Origin of the sequence: Macrococcoides bohemicum (genome assembly GCF_003259675.1) — a bacterium.
In the GTDB taxonomy this organism is placed as follows: domain Bacteria; phylum Bacillota; class Bacilli; order Staphylococcales; family Staphylococcaceae; genus Macrococcoides; species Macrococcoides bohemicum.
Genome location: NZ_PZJG01000001.1, coordinates 427,297 through 449,869 on the forward strand (window position 1 = coordinate 427,297; position 22,573 = coordinate 449,869).

The 22,573-nt window shown below is 33.5% G+C and carries 22 protein-coding genes; 17 read left to right on the forward strand and 5 right to left on the reverse strand.

Annotated elements, in window-relative coordinates; translation table 11 throughout:
- Positions 1–16 precede the first annotated feature (16 nt).
- Entirely contained in the window at positions 17–1,405 is a 1,389-nt protein-coding gene (locus tag BHX94_RS02935) for a glycine--tRNA ligase (protein ID WP_111744843.1), read from the reverse strand.
- A 270-nt stretch (positions 1,406–1,675) separates the two neighbouring features.
- Between BHX94_RS02935 and BHX94_RS02940 the strand changes: the two genes are divergently transcribed.
- The 7 genes from BHX94_RS02940 (at position 1,676) to BHX94_RS02970 (ending at position 8,320) form a co-directional block, all read left to right on the forward strand.
- Complete coding sequence (locus tag BHX94_RS02940; RefSeq protein WP_096076332.1) at positions 1,676–2,323, forward strand: transcriptional regulator CcpN; 648 nt, start codon at positions 1,676–1,678, stop codon at positions 2,321–2,323.
- A gap of 14 nt (positions 2,324–2,337) precedes the next feature.
- Positions 2,338–3,147 (forward strand): pyruvate, water dikinase regulatory protein, encoded by an 810-nt coding sequence (locus BHX94_RS02945; RefSeq protein WP_111744844.1) that lies wholly within the window; start codon positions 2,338–2,340, stop codon positions 3,145–3,147.
- A 23-nt stretch (positions 3,148–3,170) separates the two neighbouring features.
- Complete coding sequence (gene dnaG, locus BHX94_RS02950) at positions 3,171–4,931, forward strand: DNA primase (RefSeq protein ID WP_111744845.1); 1,761 nt, start codon at positions 3,171–3,173, stop codon at positions 4,929–4,931.
- 20 nt (positions 4,932–4,951) lie between these two features.
- On the forward strand, positions 4,952–6,055 hold the full coding sequence (gene rpoD / locus BHX94_RS02955; protein WP_096076335.1) for an RNA polymerase sigma factor RpoD: 1,104 nt from the start codon (positions 4,952–4,954) through the stop codon (positions 6,053–6,055).
- Positions 6,056–6,148: 93 nt separating this feature from the next.
- Entirely contained in the window at positions 6,149–6,499 is a 351-nt protein-coding gene (locus BHX94_RS02960; RefSeq protein ID WP_111744846.1) for a c-type cytochrome, read from the forward strand.
- 56 nt (positions 6,500–6,555) lie between these two features.
- Positions 6,556–7,245, forward strand: a complete 690-nt coding sequence (locus BHX94_RS02965; protein WP_111744847.1) for a tRNA (adenine(22)-N(1))-methyltransferase — start codon at positions 6,556–6,558, stop codon at positions 7,243–7,245.
- Entirely contained in the window at positions 7,235–8,320 is a 1,086-nt protein-coding gene (locus BHX94_RS02970; protein ID WP_111744848.1) for a Nif3-like dinuclear metal center hexameric protein, read from the forward strand. The genes BHX94_RS02965 and BHX94_RS02970 overlap by 11 nt, the downstream gene beginning before the upstream one ends.
- Positions 8,321–8,491: 171 nt before the next feature.
- Here the strand turns inward: BHX94_RS02970 and BHX94_RS02975 are convergent, their stop codons facing one another.
- Positions 8,492–9,460 (reverse strand): 4-hydroxy-3-methylbut-2-enyl diphosphate reductase, encoded by a 969-nt coding sequence (locus BHX94_RS02975; RefSeq protein WP_111744849.1) that lies wholly within the window; start codon positions 9,458–9,460, stop codon positions 8,492–8,494.
- A 146-nt stretch (positions 9,461–9,606) separates the two neighbouring features.
- Here BHX94_RS02975 and BHX94_RS02980 point away from each other — a divergent pair, with 146 nt between their 5' ends.
- The 5 genes from BHX94_RS02980 to BHX94_RS03000 all read left to right on the forward strand — a co-directional run bounded on the left by BHX94_RS02980 (position 9,607) and on the right by BHX94_RS03000 (position 13,918).
- Entirely contained in the window at positions 9,607–10,935 is a 1,329-nt protein-coding gene (locus tag BHX94_RS02980; RefSeq protein ID WP_111744850.1) for a DEAD/DEAH box helicase, read from the forward strand.
- A gap of 9 nt (positions 10,936–10,944) precedes the next feature.
- On the forward strand, positions 10,945–11,841 hold the full coding sequence (locus BHX94_RS02985; protein ID WP_111744851.1) for a deoxyribonuclease IV: 897 nt from the start codon (positions 10,945–10,947) through the stop codon (positions 11,839–11,841).
- A gap of 64 nt (positions 11,842–11,905) precedes the next feature.
- Complete coding sequence (locus BHX94_RS02990; RefSeq protein ID WP_096076342.1) at positions 11,906–12,673, forward strand: metal ABC transporter ATP-binding protein; 768 nt, start codon at positions 11,906–11,908, stop codon at positions 12,671–12,673.
- A complete protein-coding gene (locus tag BHX94_RS02995) occupies positions 12,670–13,521 on the forward strand; it encodes a metal ABC transporter permease (protein ID WP_096076343.1) in 852 nt (283 codons plus the stop codon). The genes BHX94_RS02990 and BHX94_RS02995 overlap by 4 nt, the downstream gene beginning before the upstream one ends.
- Positions 13,511–13,918 carry a Fur family transcriptional regulator gene (locus BHX94_RS03000; protein ID WP_096076344.1) on the forward strand — a complete coding sequence of 136 codons (408 nt, stop codon included), beginning with the start codon at positions 13,511–13,513 and terminating at the stop codon, positions 13,916–13,918. The genes BHX94_RS02995 and BHX94_RS03000 overlap by 11 nt, the downstream gene beginning before the upstream one ends.
- A 16-nt stretch (positions 13,919–13,934) precedes the next feature.
- Here the strand turns inward: BHX94_RS03000 and BHX94_RS03005 are convergent, their stop codons facing one another.
- The 3 genes from BHX94_RS03005 to BHX94_RS03015 all read right to left on the reverse strand — a co-directional run bounded on the left by BHX94_RS03005 (position 13,935) and on the right by BHX94_RS03015 (position 16,437).
- Positions 13,935–14,525: an LNS2 domain-containing protein gene (locus BHX94_RS03005; protein WP_111744852.1), complete on the reverse strand. Its 591-nt coding sequence runs from the start codon at positions 14,523–14,525 to the stop codon at positions 13,935–13,937.
- On the reverse strand, positions 14,518–15,633 hold the full coding sequence (ispG, locus tag BHX94_RS03010; protein ID WP_199798136.1) for a flavodoxin-dependent (E)-4-hydroxy-3-methylbut-2-enyl-diphosphate synthase: 1,116 nt from the start codon (positions 15,631–15,633) through the stop codon (positions 14,518–14,520). The genes BHX94_RS03005 and ispG overlap by 8 nt, the downstream gene beginning before the upstream one ends.
- 96 nt (positions 15,634–15,729) lie before the next feature.
- On the reverse strand, positions 15,730–16,437 hold the full coding sequence (locus BHX94_RS03015) for a DUF1189 family protein (protein ID WP_146606892.1): 708 nt from the start codon (positions 16,435–16,437) through the stop codon (positions 15,730–15,732).
- 184 nt (positions 16,438–16,621) lie between these two features.
- On the opposite strand from BHX94_RS03015, the gene BHX94_RS03020 reads away from it, so the two are divergent.
- The 5 genes from BHX94_RS03020 to pstA all read left to right on the forward strand — a co-directional run bounded on the left by BHX94_RS03020 (position 16,622) and on the right by pstA (position 22,548).
- Positions 16,622–17,221 carry a superoxide dismutase gene (locus tag BHX94_RS03020; protein ID WP_096076348.1) on the forward strand — a complete coding sequence of 200 codons (600 nt, stop codon included), beginning with the start codon at positions 16,622–16,624 and terminating at the stop codon, positions 17,219–17,221.
- Between the two features lie 188 nt (positions 17,222–17,409).
- Complete coding sequence (locus tag BHX94_RS03025; RefSeq protein ID WP_111745084.1) at positions 17,410–19,488, forward strand: peptidoglycan D,D-transpeptidase FtsI family protein; 2,079 nt, start codon at positions 17,410–17,412, stop codon at positions 19,486–19,488.
- A 176-nt stretch (positions 19,489–19,664) separates the two neighbouring features.
- A complete protein-coding gene (locus BHX94_RS03030) occupies positions 19,665–20,636 on the forward strand; it encodes a PstS family phosphate ABC transporter substrate-binding protein (protein ID WP_096076349.1) in 972 nt (323 codons plus the stop codon).
- Between the two features lie 84 nt (positions 20,637–20,720).
- Positions 20,721–21,653: a phosphate ABC transporter permease subunit PstC gene (gene pstC / locus BHX94_RS03035; protein WP_096076350.1), complete on the forward strand. Its 933-nt coding sequence runs from the start codon at positions 20,721–20,723 to the stop codon at positions 21,651–21,653.
- 1 nt (position 21,654) lies between these two features.
- On the forward strand, positions 21,655–22,548 hold the full coding sequence (gene pstA, locus BHX94_RS03040) for a phosphate ABC transporter permease PstA (RefSeq protein WP_111715180.1): 894 nt from the start codon (positions 21,655–21,657) through the stop codon (positions 22,546–22,548).
- Positions 22,549–22,573: the final 25 nt, after the last annotated feature.

Sequence of the window (22,573 nt, forward strand, 5' to 3'; positions counted from 1 at the left end):
TGCTTTAAAAATTTAATTAGAACTTAATTTTTTCTTCTAAGAATGATTTTACTTCACTGATAGGCATACGTACTTGTTCCATTGTGTCACGGTCACGTATTGTTACTTGATTATCCTCTAATGAATCGAAGTCAAATGTAATACAGAATGGTGTACCGATTTCATCTTGACGTCTATAACGTTTACCGATTGATTGACTTTCATCAAAGTCAATTGCAAAGTATGCGCTTAATTCTTCGTATACTTTCATAGCATCAGCTGACAATTTCTTACTTAATGGAAGGATTGCTGCCTTATAAGGTGCTAATGCTGGGTGGAAACGTAAAACTGTACGTTTGTCATCACCTTCTAAAACTTCTTCATCATAGGCATCACATAAGAATGCTAATGTTACACGGTCTGCACCTAATGATGGTTCAATAACGTAAGGTACATATTTTTCACCTGTTTCCTGATCGTGATATTTGAAGTCATCATTTGATGCATTCATATGAGCTGTTAAGTCAAAATCAGTACGGCTTGCAATTCCCCATAATTCACCCCAACCGAATGGGAATTTATATTCGATATCTGTTGTAGCATTTGAGTAGTGAGATAATTCATCTTCGTCATGGTCGCGTAATTTTGTATTTTCATCTTTAATGCCTAGATCTTTTAACCATTTAGCTGAAAATTCTTTCCAGTAAGTCTGCCATTCGATTTCAGTACCAGGCTTACAGAAGAATTCTAATTCCATTTGTTCAAACTCACGTGTGCGGAAAATAAAGTTTCCTGGAGTAATTTCATTACGGAATGATTTGCCGATTTGAGCAATACCAAACGGTAATTTCTTACGCATAGAACGTTGCACGTTCTTGTAGTTCACGAAAATACCTTGTGCTGTTTCAGGGCGTAAGAATATTTCATTAGTAGAAGATTCAGTAACCCCCTGGAATGTTTTGAACATTAAGTTAAACTGACGAATTTCCGTCCAGTTTGATGTACCTGATTCTGGACATACGATTCCTTTTTCGTCAATAAACTGCTTCATTTCCTCAAAACTCATACCATCGGCAATAAAGTGCTCGTCACCCTGAGCATGCATGTAGTCTTCAATTAATTTATCCGCACGATAACGAATTTTTGAGTCTTTATTATCGATCATAGGGTCGTTGAAGTTTGATAAGTGTCCACTTGCTTCCCATGTTTTTGGATTCATTAAGATTGCTGCATCTAATCCAACATTATAAGGAGATTGCTGAACAAATTTTTGCCACCATGCATGTTTCACATTATTTTTTAGTTCTACCCCAAGAGGACCGTAATCCCATGTGTTTGCTAACCCTCCGTAAATTTCGCTACCAGGAAATACAAATCCGCGATGTTTTGCAAGATTAACGATTGTTTCCATTTTGTTTTCAGTCATGTTGATATCCTCCATTTATTTTTGAGTAAACAAAAAGTCCCAAGGCAAATAGATTGCCTTGGGACGAGTATATATACCCGCGGTTCCACCCAAATTAGTGTTTACTCGCTTTTAATTATTAACAATGTAAATGTACGCCAATTTATTGTTAAGCTTTCACCATCCTTAACTCGCTTAATTAAAATATAACATGAAAATTAATTAACCTCAATTGTTATGCAGTACATTTGTAAATTTAAGTATGAGTAGGTATAATAAAATAAATAAAGTATGTCTACTATTGGGGTGATTGTCATAGAGTTAAATAAAAGACAAGAAAAGATTTTACAAATTGTAAAAAATAATGGCCCCATCACCGGTGAGAAGATTGCTGAGAAATTGAGTCTAACACGTGCTACTTTACGTCCGGATCTTGCAATTTTAACGATGGCTGGATATTTAGATGCACGTCCTCGTGTCGGTTACTTTTATACAGGGAAATCCAGTACTCAATTACTTTCAGAATCGATTAAGAAGTTTCGGGTTAAAGATTTTCAGTCTGTACCTATTGTTATTCATGAAGATTCAAGTACATATGAAGCAATCTGTGCAATGTTCCTGGATGATGTAGGAACTTTGTTTGTAACAAATAAAGAAAATCACCTTGTCGGTGTATGTTCCAGAAAGGATTTACTCCGTGCATCGATGGGGGGACAAGAAATTCATACGACACCGATTCATGTTTATATGACACGAGTCCCAAATGTCTCTGTATGTTATAAAGATGACTTATTATTTTATGCCGCTAAACAAATTATCGATAAGCAAATAGATTCAATTCCAGTTGTTGTTGAAAAAGACGGACATTATGAAGTTACCGGTCGTATTAGTAAAACTACTATAACGAGAGCATTTGTTTCTCTAATCGAAGATGAATAAGGAGAATTTATAGTATGAATGAAATGAGATTAATTATTGCATCAGATTCAGTTGGTGAAACAGCAGAACTCGTTACAAAAGCATGTATTTCTCAGTTTAATATGTTAAATAATGTTGTAGATACAATTCGTCTGCCATATATTGAAACACATGAAAATATCAATGAAGTAATTGGCCTGGCTAAAGAACAAAAATCCATCGTTGTATACACTTTAGTTAAGCCGAATGTCAGAGCTTATATGCAGTCAGCATTAGCCAAACATAATATTAAAAGCGTAGATTTAATGGGTCCTTTAATGGGGCTATTAGAAGAGACGCTTGAAGAAAAACCGTTAAATGAGCCTGGGATGGTACATAAACTAGATGAAGATTATTTTAAGAAGATAGAAGCGATTGAATTCGCTGTAAAATATGATGACGGTCGAGATCCGCGTGGACTTTCTAAAGCTGATATCGTCTTAATCGGTGTTTCACGTACTTCAAAGACACCACTAAGTCAGTATTTGGCTCATAAAAGATTTAAAGTAATGAATGTACCATTAGTGCCGGAAGTTGATCCGCCTGATCAGTTATTTGAAATCGATCCAAAAAAATGTATCGCATTAAAAATTGATCCTGAGAAATTGAATAAAATCCGAATTGAACGCTTAGCTCAACTTGGACTAAAAAATGATGCGAATTATGCGAAAGATCAACGTATTTTAGAAGAACTAAAATACTTTGAAGAGATTGTCTCAAGAATTAATTGTGAAGTTATTGATGTTTCGAATAAAGCAATTGAAGAGACGGCGAATGAAATCATTAAAATAATTACTAGAAATTAATATGGGTATGATGAGGTGGAAGGTTGCAAATCGATCCAAAAATAATTAATGAAATACGGGAAAAAAATGATATTTTAGATGTTGTAAGTCAATATGTTAAATTAGAAAAAAGGGGACGTAACTATATCGGTTTATGTCCCTTTCATGATGAAAAAACGCCATCATTTTCAGTTTCTGTTGAAAAACAGATTTGTCATTGTTTCGGATGTAAAAAGGGTGGTAATGTTTTTCAGTTTATAGAACAAATTGAAAATGTTTCGTTTATAGAAGCTGTTAAAATATTAGGCGAAAATGTCGATATTAAGATAGATGCTGAACGTGATAAACCAGCAGTTGAAAATGACCATACGAAAATGGTTGAAATGCATAACTTATTAAATGATTATTATCATTATGTATTAAAAGCGATTGAAGAGGCTGAACCAGCTTTAGAATATCTTCATAAACGTGGACTAGATGACGATATGATTGCCAAAGAAAAAATTGGTTTCAGTCCGAATGTAAGTCATTTTGCGTTAGATTTTCTAAAAAAACGTGGATATGATGAATCACTTGCTTATGAAGCGGGTCTTTTAAGCAGAAATGAGGAAAATTTCAGTTATTTTGACCGTTTTCGTAATCGTATTATGTTTCCGATACGAAATGTACGAGGAGATACAGTTGGCTTCTCTGCACGTAGTTTTGATGGTAGTGAACCTAAATATTTAAATAGTCCTGAGACACCGATATTTCAAAAAAGAAATATCCTTTATCATATTGACGTTGCACGTAAACCGATTAGGGAATCAGATGAAGTTATTTTACTTGAAGGTTTTATGGATGTATTAAAACTTAGTGAAGTAGGTATTCATAATGCAGTAGCAACAATGGGTACAGCATTAAGTAGAGAGCATGTAATTTCACTGAAAAAACTCGCACAAAATATTACGTTAATGTTTGATGGAGATCGAGCAGGTATTGAAGCGACACTAAAATCAGGAAAGACATTACTTTCAGAAGGATTAAATGTATTTGTAGTTCCGATTCATAAAGGAAAAGATCCGGATGAGATGATCAGAGATTTAGGGAAAAATCAGTTCTTAGAATACTTTCAAACACATAAAATAAATTATTTAAGCTTTTATATGCAATATTATCAGAATGAAATAAAGAATAATGATTTAGCATATGAAAAACATTTGAATAATATTATTCAAGATGCTAAACTTATGAATTCTGAAGTATTACAGAAAAAAGTATTGCATGAAGCAAGTGATTTGTTTAAAGTAGATTTTGACAGTTTAAAATATCAAGTACAAAAAAATCAGAAAAAGCGTCCGTTTAATCAGATTAATGTTGGTATCAAACAAGAAACATTAAACAAGATAGAGACTGCTGAACGTGTTGTACTGAAGCATTTTATGACAGATAAATATTTATTCACGCAATATAAAGATGCTCTGCCTGCTCATAATTTCTCAAATGCATACCATAGAGTGATTTATGAGGCGTTAATGGGGTATTACAATAATGAAGACCAATTTAATCTCAGTCAATTCATCACTCATATTCCTCAGGATATTCATGAGGTATGCTTATCAATTGACAGCATGTTGGTTAATTCTGAACCTACTACAGATGAAATAAATGATTATGTATACGTTTTTAATGAGGAGCAGCATGAATTATCACATGTGAATCAACTGAAACAAGCTTTAAAAGATGCAATTGCTATAGGTGATATGGAAACACGCGATAATATTGTGAGAGAAATCATTCAATATCAAAGATCAAAAAAGCACTAGACATACTGGGAGGTTTTAATATGGCTGCAAAGAAATCCGATGCGACAACAAAAATCGCAGAATTATTAACATTAGAACAAGTAAAAACACAATTACTTGAGACAGGTAAGAAGAATGGACATTTAAGTCACGAAGAAATAGCTGATAAATTACAAAATTTTGAGATGGATTCTGATCAGATGGATGAATTTTTTGAAGCGATTGCCGAAAATGACATCACTTTAATCAATGAAAAAGATGCAAATGATACTGATGATAAGATCAATCTTAATGATTTATCTGCGCCTCCAGGTGTTAAAATTAACGATCCTGTTCGTATGTATTTAAAAGAAATTGGACGCGTTAATTTATTAAGTGCTGAAGAAGAAATTGAACTTGCTAAACGTATTGAGCAGGGGGATGAAGAAGCGAAAGCACGACTTGCAGAAGCAAACTTACGTCTTGTTGTAAGTATTGCAAAACGTTATGTAGGACGCGGTATGTTATTCCTTGATTTAATTCAGGAAGGGAACATGGGTCTTATTAAAGCTGTAGAAAAGTTTGATTTTACAAAAGGATTTAAATTCTCAACTTACGCTACATGGTGGATTCGTCAGGCAATCACGCGTGCGATTGCTGACCAGGCAAGAACAATTCGTATACCAGTGCATATGGTAGAAACGATAAACAAGTTAATACGTGTACAACGTCAATTACTTCAGGACTTAGGACGTGATCCTTCCCCGGAAGAAATTGGAGAAGAAATGGATTTACCACCTGAAAAAGTTCGTGAAATCTTAAAGATAGCACAAGAGCCAGTTTCACTTGAAACACCGATCGGTGAAGAAGATGACAGTCACTTAGGTGATTTTATTGAAGATCAGGACGCACAAAGTCCAGCTGATCATGCTGCATATGAGTTATTAAAAGAACAATTAGAAGATGTATTAGATACATTAACAGATCGTGAAGAAAATGTTTTAAGATTACGATTTGGTTTAGATGATGGACGTACTCGTACGCTTGAAGAAGTAGGAAAAGTGTTCGGTGTAACGAGAGAACGTATACGTCAAATTGAAGCAAAAGCTTTACGTAAATTACGTCATCCGTCAAGAAGTAAACGTCTTAAAGATTTTATGGATTAGAATTTCAATTTAAATTGTGAAAAGTCTTTGACAATCACTGTTTTTAATATAAAATAGATATGTATATGGTGAAATTAAAGGGAGGTAAATTGAATGAATCGTAATCCAGTAATTCCGTTTTTACTTATTATGCTTATGGGCGTAGGCTTAATCTTCTTTATGTCTGCACATGGTGCGAACAAAGCTGAAGAAGAGGGTGAAGGTGGAGCTAAAACTGAACAAAAGTTTGATGCTAAAACTTTTGCAAAAGATAACTGTACGTCATGTCACGGTCAAAACTTAGAAGGTGGAATGGGTCCTAAATTAGCTGGTCTTTCTATGAAACCAGATGATGCTAAGAAAATTATCCGTGAAGGTAAAGGCGCTATGCCAGCTCATGACGCTTCAAAAATTTCTGATAAAGATTTAGATACTTTAGTTAAGTATTTAAAAGACGCAAAATAATAAACAATTAAAATCTTTTGCCAAGTGCAAAAGATTTTTTTTTGAAAGGATATAAAATGATACCATTAAACAAAAGATTAAAAACAGTTGCAAGGTATATACAGCATGAACGTTTAGCTGATATTGGTTCTGATCACGCTTATTTGCCTCTGTATGCATTAGAAAATAATCTGATTAAATGTGCCGTAGCTGGAGAAGTTGTAGCTGGACCGTTCGAAGCTGCAGTTCAGAATGTTAAAAAGTATAATGCTTCATCTTCTATCGACGTACGTCTTGGTAATGGATTAGAAGTCATTAAACCGGGTGAAGTAGATGTAATTACTATTTGTGGGATGGGTGGTCCACTTATTGCAGACATCATTACATCGGGTAAAGATAAATTAGGCAATCATCCACGTCTAATACTGCAAAGTAACATTCATACAGAAGCAGCTCGTCATGCACTTGTTTCACTTGGTTATGAAATCATTGCTGAAGAGATAATGAAAGAAAAAAAGCATACTTACGAAATTATCGTTGCTGAATATGCCACTGAACAAGTGAATTATACGCAAAAAGCACTGAAATTTGGTCCAATTCTTTTACAAAATAAAAATGAAGTGTTTGTCGAAAAGTGGAATAGAGAATATCAGCATTTAATGAAAGTATTATCAGCGATAGAACACGATCCTATTCATGGACAAAAACATGAACAGCTAAAAGAAGAAATCTCATTGTTAAGAGAGGTGTTAGGTTATGTTGATTAGAGAGTTATTAAATCAAATTAATCAGGAGATACCACTGCATACTGCAGAAAATTGGGATAATGTAGGTCTTCTTATTGGAGATGAAGCAGCTGAAGTATCCGGCATAATAACAGCGCTTGACTGTACATTAGAAGTTATACAGGAAGCTAAAGAAAAAAATATAAACACAATAATTTGTCATCATCCATTGATTTTTAGTGGAATAAAATCAATTCTACATTCAGGTTATGGAGAAGTAATCAGAAGCTTAATAAAGAACGATATGCAATTGATTGCACTACATACGAATTTAGATGCACATCCTAAAGGTGTTAGTACGATGATTGCTGAGCATCTTGAATTAAATGATATAGAAATATTATTACCTGAACAAAAATCGATTCAAAAACTCCAGATTTTTGTTCCTTTAGCTTATGCTGAACAATTTAAATCAGCGTTGGCAGAAGTAGGTGCTGGACAAATTGGTGATTATGAACACTGTTTCTTTTCAGTAAAAGGAACAGGCGAATTTCGTGCATTAGAAAATGCTAACCCATTTGTCGGTAATAAAGGTGAAATCCATCAGGAAGAAGAAATGAAGATTGAATGTGTCTTTGAATCATCTTTGAAATCTGATGTATTAGAAGTGATAAAAACACATCATCCTTATGAAACACCTGCTTTTGATATTTGGTCATTTGATGTCCAGGCTGAATATGGTACTGGTGTGAAAGCAGCCTTGAAGGAACCTATGTCATTATCTGATTTTGCAAAAAATGCAAAAGAAAAATTAAATTTGGATGTAATTAAGATGATTGGAGAAGATAAAGTTATTAACACAGTAGGGATAATTGGGGGTTCAGGAATGGATTACATGAATGAAGTTAAACGAGTGGGTGTTGATGTATTTATTACAGGTGATATTAAGTATCACGAAGCACATGATTTGATAATGGCAGAACTAGCTGCGCTTGATATCACACATTATGCTGAACATGTTATGAAAGAAGGACTCAGTACACTTTTATCAACTTTTATCAAAGATATAAATATCGTTGTTTCACAAATAGATACGAATCCATTTAAAGTGATATAAAATAGCGAGGCTGGAGCAGGAGTGTTCTGCCACAAGCAAAAACCGAACAAAACTAATAAATCACGCTTTGATTTATAGTTTTTGTTCGGTTTTTGACGTAGGGGCAACTTCTGTTCCACCGTTAAAGCTGTTAAACAGAAGAGAGTTAAGACTTATGACACACCCTGTTAATTAATCTATTATTTTTACAGGTGTTGCATTTTTAATCTTAGGTAATATCTTTTCTGTCGGTACGCCTGACTTTTCTGGTATCGGTTGAATATTTAATGGGTCATAAGATTTAATATAATCGATGACCTCTTTTACGATTGGTGTTGGTGTTGAAGCGCCAGCAGTTACAGCAATCGTTGATTTTCCCTGAAGCCATTCAAGTTTTAATTCACTAATGTCAGAAATACGGTAAGCTTCTGTATGAGCGATTTCTTTAGATACTTGTGCTAAACGGTTAGAGTTATTGCTTTTTGGGTCACCAACCACGATTAATACGTCTGCCTGTCCTGCTTGATTTGCTACAGCTTCCTGGCGTACTTGTGTCGCTAAACAAATTTCTCTATGAACCTCAATATGTGGATATTTTTTTTGAAGTTCGTCCATAAGATGTTTTACATCCCATTGACTCATTGTTGTTTGATTTGTAACGATAAGTTTTTTGTTTTTTAAATCTTCATCAAGGTTATCGATATCATTGATATTTTCCACGAGATGTACGATTTCCGGAGCAACACCAACAGCTCCTTCTGGTTCAGGATGACCTTTTTTTCCGATATAGATAACATGATATCCTTCCGCTTTTTTCTTGCGAATCAATGTATGTGTATTTTCAACATCCGGACAAGTTGCATCAATGCATACAAGTCCTTTTTCTTTAGCACGGCGTTTCACTTCTGGACTCACACCATGAGCAGTAAATATAACGGTACCTTCATTAATTTTTTCTAATATTTCTAATCTGTTCGGTCCATCGAGTGTGATGATACCATCGCTTTCGAAAGCATCAGTCACATGTTTATTATGCACGATCATACCTAAAATATATATTGGACGTGGTAATGTTTTATCAAGTGAAGCATTGCGTGCAATCACCATGGCATCAACGACACCGTAACAATATCCACGAGGTGTTATTTTAATAATTTCCATCATATTTTCCTCCTATTAATCTGCTTAATAAATAGTATAACAAACTTTTAAAGAGGATTAGAATATTTTAATTTTAACAATGATTGCTTTCTTTTTCGTATTCTTTCCTATATAATACATGAGATGAACATAAAAGGAGGATTATGATGGACAAACACCCATTTGAATTATTTGAACTTGCACCATATTTAGTAGAAGCGGTGGAAGATTTAAATTTCAACCAGCCCACAGAAATCCAGAGAAGAGTTATTCCTAAATTAAAAAAAGAAACGCACTTAATTGGACAATCACAAACAGGCACAGGAAAATCGCATGCATTTTTACTACCGTTGATCAATAAAATTAATAAAGAGGTACAGCATCCTCAAATTATTATTCTTGCACCGACTAGAGAGCTTGCAAAGCAATTATATGATGCAGCAGAGCATTTAATTTCATTTACAGATGATATTAAAGCAGGACTATATATTGGAGGCACAGATAAGAATAAAGATATACAAAAATCAAAAGTGCAGCCACAAATAGTTATCGGTACACCAAATCGAATAAAAGATTTAGCAGAAGAAAATGTATTACATATTCATTTAGCAAGAGCAGTTGTAATCGACGAAGCAGACTTAATGATTGATTTAGGATTCTTGCCGACAGTCGATAAGATTGCTGCAAATGTATCCCGTGAAGCACAAATAGCAGTATTTTCTGCGACGATACCAAAAGCTTTACACCCATTTTTAAATAAATACTTATCTAAGCCAGAATTTATTGAGATTGAGCCTGACGCAAAGACAAATAAAAATATTACTTTTTATCTTGTACCTACAAAAAGTAACGATCGTAAAGAACAGTTGACTAAAATTATGTCTACTATTAATCCTTATTTAGCAATTATTTTTGCGAATAGTCGTGAACGTGCGGATGAAGTAGCAGAATATTTACAGGATCAAGGTTTAAAGGTAGGCGTTATTCATGGCGGTCTTGCACCACGTGAGCGTACACAACAAATGAAACGTGTGAAAAATCTTGAATATCAATATGTTGTTGCGAGTGATTTAGCGAGTCGTGGGATTGATATCGATGGTGTTAGTCATGTTATCAATTATGATATTCCACGTGATATAGCCTTCTTTACTCATCGTGTAGGACGAACTGGCCGAGGAAATTATACAGGGGTTGCAATTACGATCTACACGCCTGATGAAGAAGATTTAATCAACCAGATTGAGAAACGTGGTTTCTCATTTATTCATAGCGATGTTAAAAATGGTGAACTCGTTGAAATTAAAGATCGAACTGAGCGTCAATCGCGTAAGAAAAAAGAAGATAATATTGAACAGAACCTAAAACATAAACTTAAAGGTAAGAAAAAAGTGAAGCCGGGTTATAAGAAGAAATTCCGATATGAATTGGATAAGTTAAAACGTAATGAGAAAAAGGCCCATTCTAAACGTACGAATAGAGAGAATAAAAAAAGGTAGGGAATTAACATGCTAATTGGATCTCATGTATCAATGAGCGGTAAAAAAATGCTGCTAGCTGCAGCAGAAGAAGCAGCGAGTTACAAAGCTTCCACATTTATGATATATACAGGTGCGCCTCAAAACACACGTCGTAAACCGATAGAGGATTTGAACATAGATGCAGGTCTAGCATTTATGAAAGAAAATAATTTATCTAACATTGTTGTGCATGCACCTTATATCATCAACATTGCTAACACTGTAAAACCTGAAGTATTTGAACTGGGTGTAGAGTTTCTACAAAAAGAGATTGAACGTACAGAAGCAATTGGCGCAAAAGATATCGTGCTTCATCCTGGTGCACATGTTGGCGCTGGCGAAGAAGCTGGCATCAAGAAAATTATTGAAGGTTTAAATGAAGTTTTATCTAACAATAATAATGTTCGTATTGCTTTAGAAACGATGGCAGGTAAAGGTTCTGAATGTGGTAAATCATTTGAAGAACTTGCTGAAATTATTTCAGGTGTAAAGAATAATGAACGTTTATCAGTGTGTTTTGATACTTGTCATACTCATGATGCTGGTTATGATATTGTCAATGATTTTGACGGTGTTCTGGAAGAGTTTGATAAAATTATCGGTCTAGATAGAATTAAGGTCATACATGTTAATGATTCAAAGAACGTTCAGGGCGCACGTAAAGATCGTCATGAAAATTTTGGATTTGGTAACATTGGTTTTGATGCATTATCAAAAATTGTTTATCATGAAGTCTTTAAAGATGTACCTAAGATTTTAGAAACACCATACGTTCAAGTTGGCGATGATAAAAAAAATAAAAAGCCACCGTATAAATTTGAAATTGAAATGATTAAAAATAATCAGTTTGATTCGGATTTACTAGAAAAAATTATTCATCAATAAAATTTAAAACAGGGATTAATCTTTGATTAATGCTTGTTTTTTATCTTAAAAAGGACTGAAGCGATTGGAGCCAATATTTGAAATTCGAAATGTATCGTATCGATATCCAGGTAAAGTAGCATTATCAGATATTAACATCAGTATCTATCCAGGAGATTTTCTGGCGATTGTAGGACCAAATGGATCCGGAAAGTCAACATTGTTAAAATTAATTCTAGGTATTTTAAAAATACAATCAGGCAGCATTTATATGAATGGAAGGAATATGAAATTACAAAAAAAACTGACTGGTATCGGTTATGTTTCTCAAAAAGCAAACGCGAGCAGTGGTGGTTTCCCGGCTACAGTATTTGAAGTTGTAAGAAGTGGTTTAATTCAAATTAAACCGTTATTTAAAAAATTTAATAAACAGGATGAACAAAAAGTTGAAGCGATACTGGAACGATTAAATATTACGCATTTAAAGGATAAAAATATATCTCAGCTTTCTGGTGGTCAGCAGCAACGTGTATTTATCGCGCGTGCACTCATATCAAATCCATCTGTATTAGTGCTTGATGAGCCGACTGTTGGTATTGATGCAAAACATGTAGCACAGTTCTATGAATTGCTCGCTCAACTTAAAGCAGAAGGTATCACAATTCTATTAGTAACGCATGATATAGGTGTAGTTGTTGATACAGCCACTCAAGTTGCCTGTCTCAACCAGCATCTGCATTTTCACGGGACAACACATCAATTTAAATCATTAGATGAAGTTGAAATCTCTAAGATTTATGGTCATCCTGTACAGTTTGTTGACCATAATCATAGTAGGGAGTGTTGTCATTGAGCTTAATAGAAGCGTTGTGGGAATTTGATTTTATTCGCTATTCATTTCTGAGTGGGATGCTGATAGGTATTCTTGCCCCATTAATCGGGACATTTATTGTAGTACGTCGTCTTTCATTAATTGCAGATGCGTTAAGTCACGTTACACTCGGTGGTATTGCATTTGGCATGCTTTTATCAAAACTGATTGCAGTTACAATTAATCCGGTTTGGACTGGGATATTATTCTCAATCACAGGCTCTCTTTTAATTGAGAAACTTCGTTCTTTATATAAACATTATCAGGAGTTAGCAATACCGATAATCATGAGTTTTGGAATTGGATTGAGTGTTATATTTATTTCATTTGCGGATGGATTTAATCAGGACCTATTTGGCTATTTATTCGGAAGTATCAGTGCAGTAACTTTAAATGATGTATTTATTATTTTAGCAATCTTTATATTAGTACTTATATTTATCTTTGTGTTGTATAAGGAACTCTTTATACTATCTTTCGATGAAGAATATGCAGCGATTATCGGTGTACCGAAGTATGTTCATATTTTGTTTATGCTGATGACTGCGCTTGTAATTTCTGCTTCGATGCGTGTCGTTGGCATTCTTTTAGTAAGTAGTTTAATCACACTGCCTGTAGCAAGTGCCATGCGTTTTGCAAAAGGATATAAACAACTCATGCTGTGGAGTGGTGTGATAGGCGAATTATCGGTCTTAATTGGCCTCGTTATTGCATTTTATCTAGATATATCTCCAGGTGGTGTAATTGTAATGCTGCTAGTATTAGTGTTGCTTTTTGCCCTTGCTATCAGTAATATGAATGAAAAAGGAGGTATTTCAAATGAATACTGATGATGCGATTAAAGTTTTAAAAGATAATGGACATAAATATACTGACAAACGTCGTGATATGATAAGTATGTTACATGATACAAGTAAATACCTTAATGCAAAACAAATGCAGGAAGAACTAAATGAGAAATATCCTGGCATTTCATTTGATACAATATATAGAAATTTAAATTTATTTGATGAATTAAATATAATCGAAGTGACAGAACTTGATGGTGAAAAGAAATTTAGATTATCATGTACGACACATCATCATCACCATTTTATATGTGAAAAATGTGGTGAAACACGTGTCGTTGAATTTTGTCCAATTGCAACATTTGAAGCGGAACTTGATAATGTTGAAATTCATAGTCATAAAATTGAACTATATGGATTATGTGAGCGTTGCAAATAAGAAAAGGAGAAGACAGTTAACTGTCTTCTCCTTTTCTTATTGGAAATTGTTTTTTAATTAAAGTATCTAATTCCAGCCAGGATTTTACTCGTGTAACACCAGCTGGTAATTCACTTTGATTATAAGGTGTATCAAATAAATACACTGGAATGTTTAATGCGTTGTGAATTTCAATCGCATTATCAAGTTTATCCTCAAAAAATGCATCAACATTAAGACGTCTTGCTGTTTCTATCTTTTCATGTGAACCTGTAAGTTCGATGTGATGATAGGGCACATTGTGTGTTTTAAACCAGTCAATTGTTAATTCTTGTAAGTATGAATGTCTGGCACTGATAAAGATCAGTTGATAATAATTAGCCCAATTCATTAAGACATGATCTGCATCATTATGAACAGGTGAATACTTATATATTTCATGTTCATTATCTTTAAACCATTGATAAATTTCTGATTCAGGAATATTAAGTACATTAGATAAGTCATATTCAGTAATATCTTCATATTTAAAATCTTTATTAAAAGATCTTTGAAGATAAGGTACTAAAGCAGTAGGGCATGTTACAGTACCATCAATATCTATACCCATACGAAACTTTCTATTCATTTACTGCCTGCGCTTGATTTAATTTTTCTTCAGCTTGCTTTTTAAAGTATTCCTCAGCTAATTTATCAATTTCAATCTTCAGTTCTTCTACCATCGTTTCCTCTGGAACTTTTCTGACTGTTTTACCTTTCATAAATAACAAGCCTTCACCACGTGCACCGGCAATACCGATATCTGCTTCACGTGCTTCACCCGGACCATTAACTGCACAACCCAATACAGCAACTTTTAACGGTGCTTTAATCGTTGAAATGTATTCTTCCACTTCATTTGCAATAGAAATTAGATCTATTTCAATACGTCCACAAGTAGGACAAGAAATTAATGTAGCTGCATTGCTTGCTAATCCAAATGATTTTAATAATTCTTTAGCCACTTTAACTTCTTCAACAGGATCAGCAGATAAAGAAATACGGAGTGTATTTCCGATACCTAAACTCATGATTGCACCAAGCCCTGCTGCAGATTTAACTGTTCCAGCAAATAATGTACCACTTTCAGTAATACCTAAATGTAATGGATAATCAAAGGCTTGCGCAGCTTTTGTGTAAGCCTCTATTGCTAAGTTAACATCACTTGCTTTCATCGATACGATGATATCATGGAAATCCAGGTCTTCTAAAATTTTTATATGATGTAATGCACTTTCAACCATACCATCTGCAGTTGGATAACCGTATTTTTTTATGATATGTTTTTCAAGCGATCCGGCATTAACACCAATACGGATTGGTATACCTTTTGCTTTACATGCTTTTACAACTTCCTCTACCTTTTCACGACGCCCGATATTACCTGGATTGATACGAATTTTATCAGCGCCACCTTCGATAGCAAGTAAAGCTAATTTATAATCAAAATGAATGTCCACAACAAGTGGGATATTAATTTGTTTTTTTATTTCTGCAATTGCCAGTGCATCTTCTTCTTTTGGACAAGCTACACGTACAATTTGGCAACCTGCTTCTTCAAGACGCTTAATTTCTGCAACTGTCGCTTGAACGTCATGTGTTTTCGTTGTCGTCATACTTTGTATGATAAGCTCATCACTTCCACCGATTGTAAGATCTCCAACCTTCACTGGACGTGTATTTCTTCTATGTGTGATTTCAGGCATTTATAAAACTCCTTTAATTTTAAGTATGAATAATGTCATAACATATTTATTATATAGAATAATAACATTAAATTGTATTGTTTTGTTTTAAGATTCAAACTTTGCTCTTTTACGAGGTAAATAATGAACAGTTACTAATATGAGGACTGCGAGCACTGTCCATGAGCACATGATGAAAAACATATTGTATTTTAAATTCAATAAGCCAAAAAATAAAATAATTGAAGGCAGTGTTAATAAAAATGTTGTTATTTTAAGCCAGTTCATAAATCTGGATTTTCTTTTGAATAACACTGATATAACATGTGCAACTATACTGATAAAAATAATTTTTATGACAGTAGTGATAAATTGAATGAAAATCAGAAAACCGATAAAGATCGACAGATAAAAGTAACTAGACGCAGTATACGTTTTTAAAAAAGTAATGAAAGTCGTTTTATCATAAAACATCGGCAAATTTAAATATGACAAGAAGGTTGATTCATCTACTTGTATGCCGTATTTCTGAAACGACATGACATGATTTTCCGGTGATTGTTTTTTATTTGAAAATAAAATTTTATAAGGTGGGACATCGATTGTTTTTTCTTCTTTCAAGACAAGTACATTATCTTTAATTTTAAAGTCAGGTATTTCATGCTGTTTATTTTTCACCATCTGATTTGCAACATTAATGGCTTTGTAAAAATTAATACTATTTGGAATAGAGAAAAGAATTGCAATGATTAATATATGTAAAAAAATATATCTGAGCTTTACTGTTCTGAACAAAGAATATTGTTTAGGTTTCATTAACCTTTTCAAGTGCTTAAAATACAAATTATTTCCTCCTAGAATTCTTTAAATGATTGGAGATAAGACAACACTATTATTCTATCAAAAATATTCATTTTGATATATAAGCAAAGTAGTTGAGAACGCTATCTTAAGTTGATATGATAAATATGTACTTAAAATTTAAGGAGGATGATTAATTATGGCTTTTGAATTACCACAATTACCATATGCATATGATGCATTAGAACCACACATCGATAAAGAAACTATGGAGATTCACCATACGAAACACCATAATACTTACGTTACTAACTTAAATGCTGCAGTAGAGGGAACTGAATTTGCAGATCTTTCTATCGAAGATTTAATGAAAAAAATTAACGAAGTACCTGCTGACAAGAAAACAGCTGTAGTAAATAATGGTGGTGGACACTATAATCACTCATTATTCTGGACTTTACTTGCAACAGGTAAAGAAGCTACTGGTGAAGTAGTTGATGCAATCAATGCTAAGTTCGGTTCTTTAGACGCTTTTAAAGAAGAATTTGCTAAAGCTGCAACTACACGTTTTGGTTCTGGTTGGGCTTGGTTAGTAGTAAACAATGGAGAATTAGAAGTAGTTTCTACACCAAACCAAGAGAATCCTTTAATGGAAGGTAAAACACCTATCTTAGGTTTAGATGTTTGGGAGCATGCTTATTACTTAAACTATCAAAATAAACGTCCTGACTATATTGCAGCATTCTGGAATGTAGTAAACTGGGAAAAAGTAAACGAATTATATTTAGCTGCTAAATAGTAGTTAATCATAATTCGTAAGCGTTAAGAGACATTTCATCTGAAATGTCTCTTTATTTTTGTTTTTATATCAAAAATATAGAAAATATGTGTTAATTCATATATTATTAAAAGATAAATGGTAGTGATGGGGGATTTCCTTTGAAACGTGTTAAACAAGAATCAAATGAACTAAAACAAAAACGACTGATGAACCGCAGAATCAGCGTTATCTTTATGGCAATTGTTTCATTATTAATCATCCTGGTTCTTAGATTAGGATACCTTCAGATTGTTAAAGGTGAAACTTATAAAAAAGCTGTAGATAATAATGAAAATATAGAAGTAAATGAATCAGTGCCTCGAGGGAGAATATATGATCGAAACGGTAAACTGTTGGTTGATAATACTTCGAAAAAAGCAATTACATACACACGTGATCGTATGACAAGTCGTAGTGAGATGCTTGATACTGCAAAAAAATTACATGAATTGATGTCTATGCCTATAGATGCTTTGACTTTAAGGGATAAACAGGACTTCTTTATACTGACTCATAAAGATGAAGTCGATCAATTAATGAAGAAAGAATTACAATTATTTGATACAGGTGAAATCTCTCAGGAAGAATATAATGAAGCGGTCTATAAAAAATTAACAATAGCGAAATTGAAATCAATGTCACAAGATGAATTAGAAGTAGCAGCAATTTTTCGTGAAATGAGCAGTGGAAGTCAGTTAAGTCCTCAAATTATTAGAAACGACAATGTGACAGAAAAAGAATATGCATTAGTTTCTCAGAATTTAAGTGAATTACCTGGTGTGAATACTACAATGGATTGGGATAGAAAATATCTTTATGGTAAGACATTACGTACAATGTTTGGCAATGTTTCATCAAAAGAAGAAGGATTACCTAAAGAATTAGTAGACTATTATTTATCTAAAGGTTATTCACGTAATGACAGAGTAGGACAAAGTTATCTTGAATTTCAATACGAAAATGTTTTACGAGGCAAAAAGAAAAAGATGCGTTATTTAACTGATAAATCAGGAAAAATCATTAATTCTGAAGTGATTTCTGAAGGGTCGAGAGGTAACGATCTGGTTTTATCAATAGATATTGATCTGCAGCTTAAAGTTGAAAAATTAGTAGATGAACACATTCAAATTTTACGTTCAATGAATGCAAAATCGATGGATAAAGTATTAGTGGTCGTACAAGATCCTAATAACGGTGATATTCTTGCATTAGCTGGAAGACAAATTGATAAGAACGGTAAGATAACAGATTATCATTACGGAACATTTACATCTCAATATGCAGTTGGGTCTATAGTAAAAGGTGCTACAATACTTACTGGATATAGTAATAATGCTATAAGTATTGGAGAGGATATGATTGACCAACCTTTAGTATTTAAAGGTGGTGTAGAAAAGCGATCATATTTTAACCCGACTGGCAAAATAGAGATTAATGATAAAGAAGCATTAATGCACTCATCAAACGTTTATATGTTTAAAACAGCATTAAAGATGGCAGGTTTAAATTATTCTAATAATATGTCATTACCTGCAGATATAACAGAGGTAGGATTAAAACTAAGAAAAGGATTAAATCAATTTGGATTAGGTGTTAAAACAGGTATTGATTTGCCAAATGAGGTGACAGGTCAAACAGGTACGCTGAAGAATAATCCTGGTAATTACCTGGATTTAGCAATCGGACAATATGATACATATACGCCATTACAACTTTCTCAATATGTCTCAACGATTGCTAATGATGGTTACCGTATACAGCCACATCTAGTGAAAGAAATTCGTGCAGCTTCAAAGACTGATAAAATAGGACCAATTAAAGAAAGTATTAAAGGAAAAGTGCTGAACCGAATTAATAATTCACAAGATGAAATTGATCAGGTGAAAGATGGGTTCGATATGGCATTTAATAACGAACTTGGTACAGGTTATAAAAGTTTTGCTAATACGATAGTAAAAAGTGCAGGAAAAACCGGAACAGCAGAAGTATTCCAGGATGGTAAGTCACGCGTAAATTCTACGTATATCGGCTATGCTCCTATGGACAAACCAAGTATGAGTTTCGCTATTATCTATACAAATCAACCTGTCCCACCACCATGGTTACCTGGTGGAGATTTGGGAAGAGATATTATAAATGAATATTTTAAAGATAAAGCGGATAAGAAAACAAAAGTGATAGAAACAGGTTCTTCAGGTGTACAAAGTGCAATATCAAATGGTGTTGAACAGAATAATACAGAATAATTAATCTATTAAAAAATAAGATTTCTTGAGTAAAAGGCAATGCAATGATGCATTGTCTTTTTTCTTTACATAAAATTTACATTACATTCATCTTGAATTAACAATCTTACACTATAGTAAGTAGTGTAATAAACAAATACAAATTATTCGTCTATTCAATTAGGAGGACTTTCAAAATGAAAAAATGGCAATTAGTAGGTTCAACAACTGTTTTAGGTACTGCATTATTATTAGGTGCTTGTGGTGGAGCAGCTGACAAGAAAGAAGATAATGCTTCTGAAGATAAAGGTGCTAGTACTGATACAGCAGCTAAAGATATTGAAGGTAAAGTAGCTGGAGACGGTTCATCGACTGTTGCACCAGTAACTGAAAAAATTAATGAAGAATTCAATGCTGAATATCCTAATGTTGAGGTTGCTATCGGAACATCAGGTACTGGTGGTGGTTTTGAGAAATTCATCGCTGGAGAAACTGACTTCTCTAACGCATCTCGTGATATTAAAGATGAAGAGAAAAAAGCTTTAGAAGATAAAAAAATTGAATATACTGAATTTAAAATCGCTTCAGATGGATTAACTGTTGCTGTAAATAAAGATAATGATTTTGTAGATTACTTAACATTTGAAGAGTTAGCTAAGATTTACTCTGGAAAAGCTAAAACTTGGAAAGATGTTCGTGCTGACTTCCCAGCTGAAGAAATTAAAGCATTCTCACCCGACCAATCACATGGAACTTATGACTTCTTTAGTGAAGAAGTATTAGATGAAGGTGAAATTAAAGCTGAGAAAAATGCTGATACTAACGTAATCGTTAAATCAGTACAAGATAATAAAACTGGTATCGGTTTCTTCGGATATAATTTCTATCAAGAAAACAAAGATAACTTAAAAGCTGTTAAGATTCAAAAAGAAGGTAAAGGTGAGGGTGTAGAAGCGACTGAAGAATCAGTTAAAGATGGTTCTTATCCATTAAGTCGTCCATTATTCATCTATGCTAAAAATGATTCTTTAAAAGAAAACAAGGCATTTAAAGAGTTTATGAAATTTGCTTTAGAAAAAGCAAAAGATGCTTCAACTGAATCTGGATATGTTGCATTAGAAGATGCAGAATATGAAAAATCTTTAAAAACATTAGAAGGTATTAAATAATTATTAACTTAATAATTATTAGAATATGAAATTTTTTTAAGGGACGAAATTTTTCGTCCCTTTTAAAATGAAGGAGTCTAAACTATGGAAAATAAAATTTCTGTACAAGATTTAATTGCTCAAAATAAGAGTAAAGGATCTTCAAAAAACATCATTGAAAAAATAATTCCAACAATTTTAGCTATCATTGCTTCAATTTCAATTTTAACGACAATTGGAATCCTCATTACATTATTAACTGAAACAATTACGTTCTTTACACGTGTTTCGTTTGCAGACTTTTTCCTTGAAAAAGAATGGAATGCATTTGGTCAAGATCCGAAATTCGGTATTATTTCATTAATTTTAGGAACTTTAAAAGTAACTTTAATCGCAACTCTTTTCGCTGTTCCGGTTGGTTTAGGCGCAGCATTGTATTTAAGTGAATATGCAAGTGATCGTGCAAGAAGAATTATTAAACCTATTTTAGAAATCTTAGCAGGTATCCCTACTATCGTTTATGGTTTCTTTGCTTTAACATTCGTTACACCGTTATTACGTTCAGTATGGCCAGACTTAGGAAGTTTTAATGCAATCAGTCCGGGATTAGTAATTGGTATTATGATCGTACCGATGATTGCTTCATTATCTGAAGATGCAATGAGTGCTGTACCACAGGCAATTCGTGAAGGTGCATTAGGTTTAGGATCAACGAAATTAGAAACTGCTATTAAAGTAGTTTTCCCTGCAGCATTATCTGGGATTTTAGCTTCTATCGTGTTAGCAGTATCACGTGCAATCGGGGAAACAATGATCGTATCACTTGCAGCAGGTAGTTCACCTGAATTCTCTTTAGATTTCACGAACTCATTACAAACGATGACAGCATTTATCGTGCAGGTTGCGACTGGAGATGCTACATTTGGATCAGATATATACTACAGTATCTATGCAGTAGGATTTACATTATTCGTATTTACATTAATTATGAACTTCATTTCACAATGGGTTACTAAACGATTCAGAGAGGAGTATTAATATGGAATTAATTAATCATGAAACAGTTGAAAAGAAACTCTCTGGCAGACTGTCAAAAAATAAAATTGTTAAATTTCTTTTCTTCCTATGTACAATGATCGGTTTAGTTGTACTGGCGATTTTATTATTTGATATTATTCGTAAAGGTGCAGGGTATTTAACACCTCAGTTCTTTACAAACTTCTCATCTACAACACCAGAAAAAGCAGGTATTAAAGGTGCTTTAATCGGAACATTATGGCTAATGATGACAATTGCACCAATCGCAGTAACCTTAGGTGTAGCTACGGCTATCTACATGGAAGAGTATGCAAAGGATAATGCTTTTACTAGATTTATTAAAGTCAATATCGCTAACTTAGCATCTGTACCATCAGTGGTATTTGGTTTATTAGGATTAACGTTATTCGTACGTGGTGCGGGTATTGAATCACTTTCACTTGGAAAGTCGGTTTTAGCGGCAGCACTTACAATGTCATTAATGATTTTACCGGTTATCATCGTTTCGAGTCAGGAAGCGATTAGAGCAGTACCGAATGCAATTCGTGAAGCTTCATTAGGATTAGGTGGAACGAAATGGCAGACGATTACAAACGTTGTATTACCAGCTTCTATTCCTGGTATTTTAACGGGGACAATTTTAGCTTTATCTCGTGCCATTGGTGAGACTGCACCATTAGTAGTAATCGGTATTCCAACTATCTTCATGAAAACACCTGATAGTATTATGGATAGATTCCAGGCGTTACCAATGCAGATCTTTACATGGGCTAAATTACCGAAAGCTGAATTCCAGTTTGTGTCTTCAGCTGCGATAATTGTGTTATTAATCATGTTAATTGCCATGAACTCAATTGCAATTTTTATCCGTAATAAATATCAGAAAAAATTCTAGTTTTTAATTTGAGAGGGGTCTTATA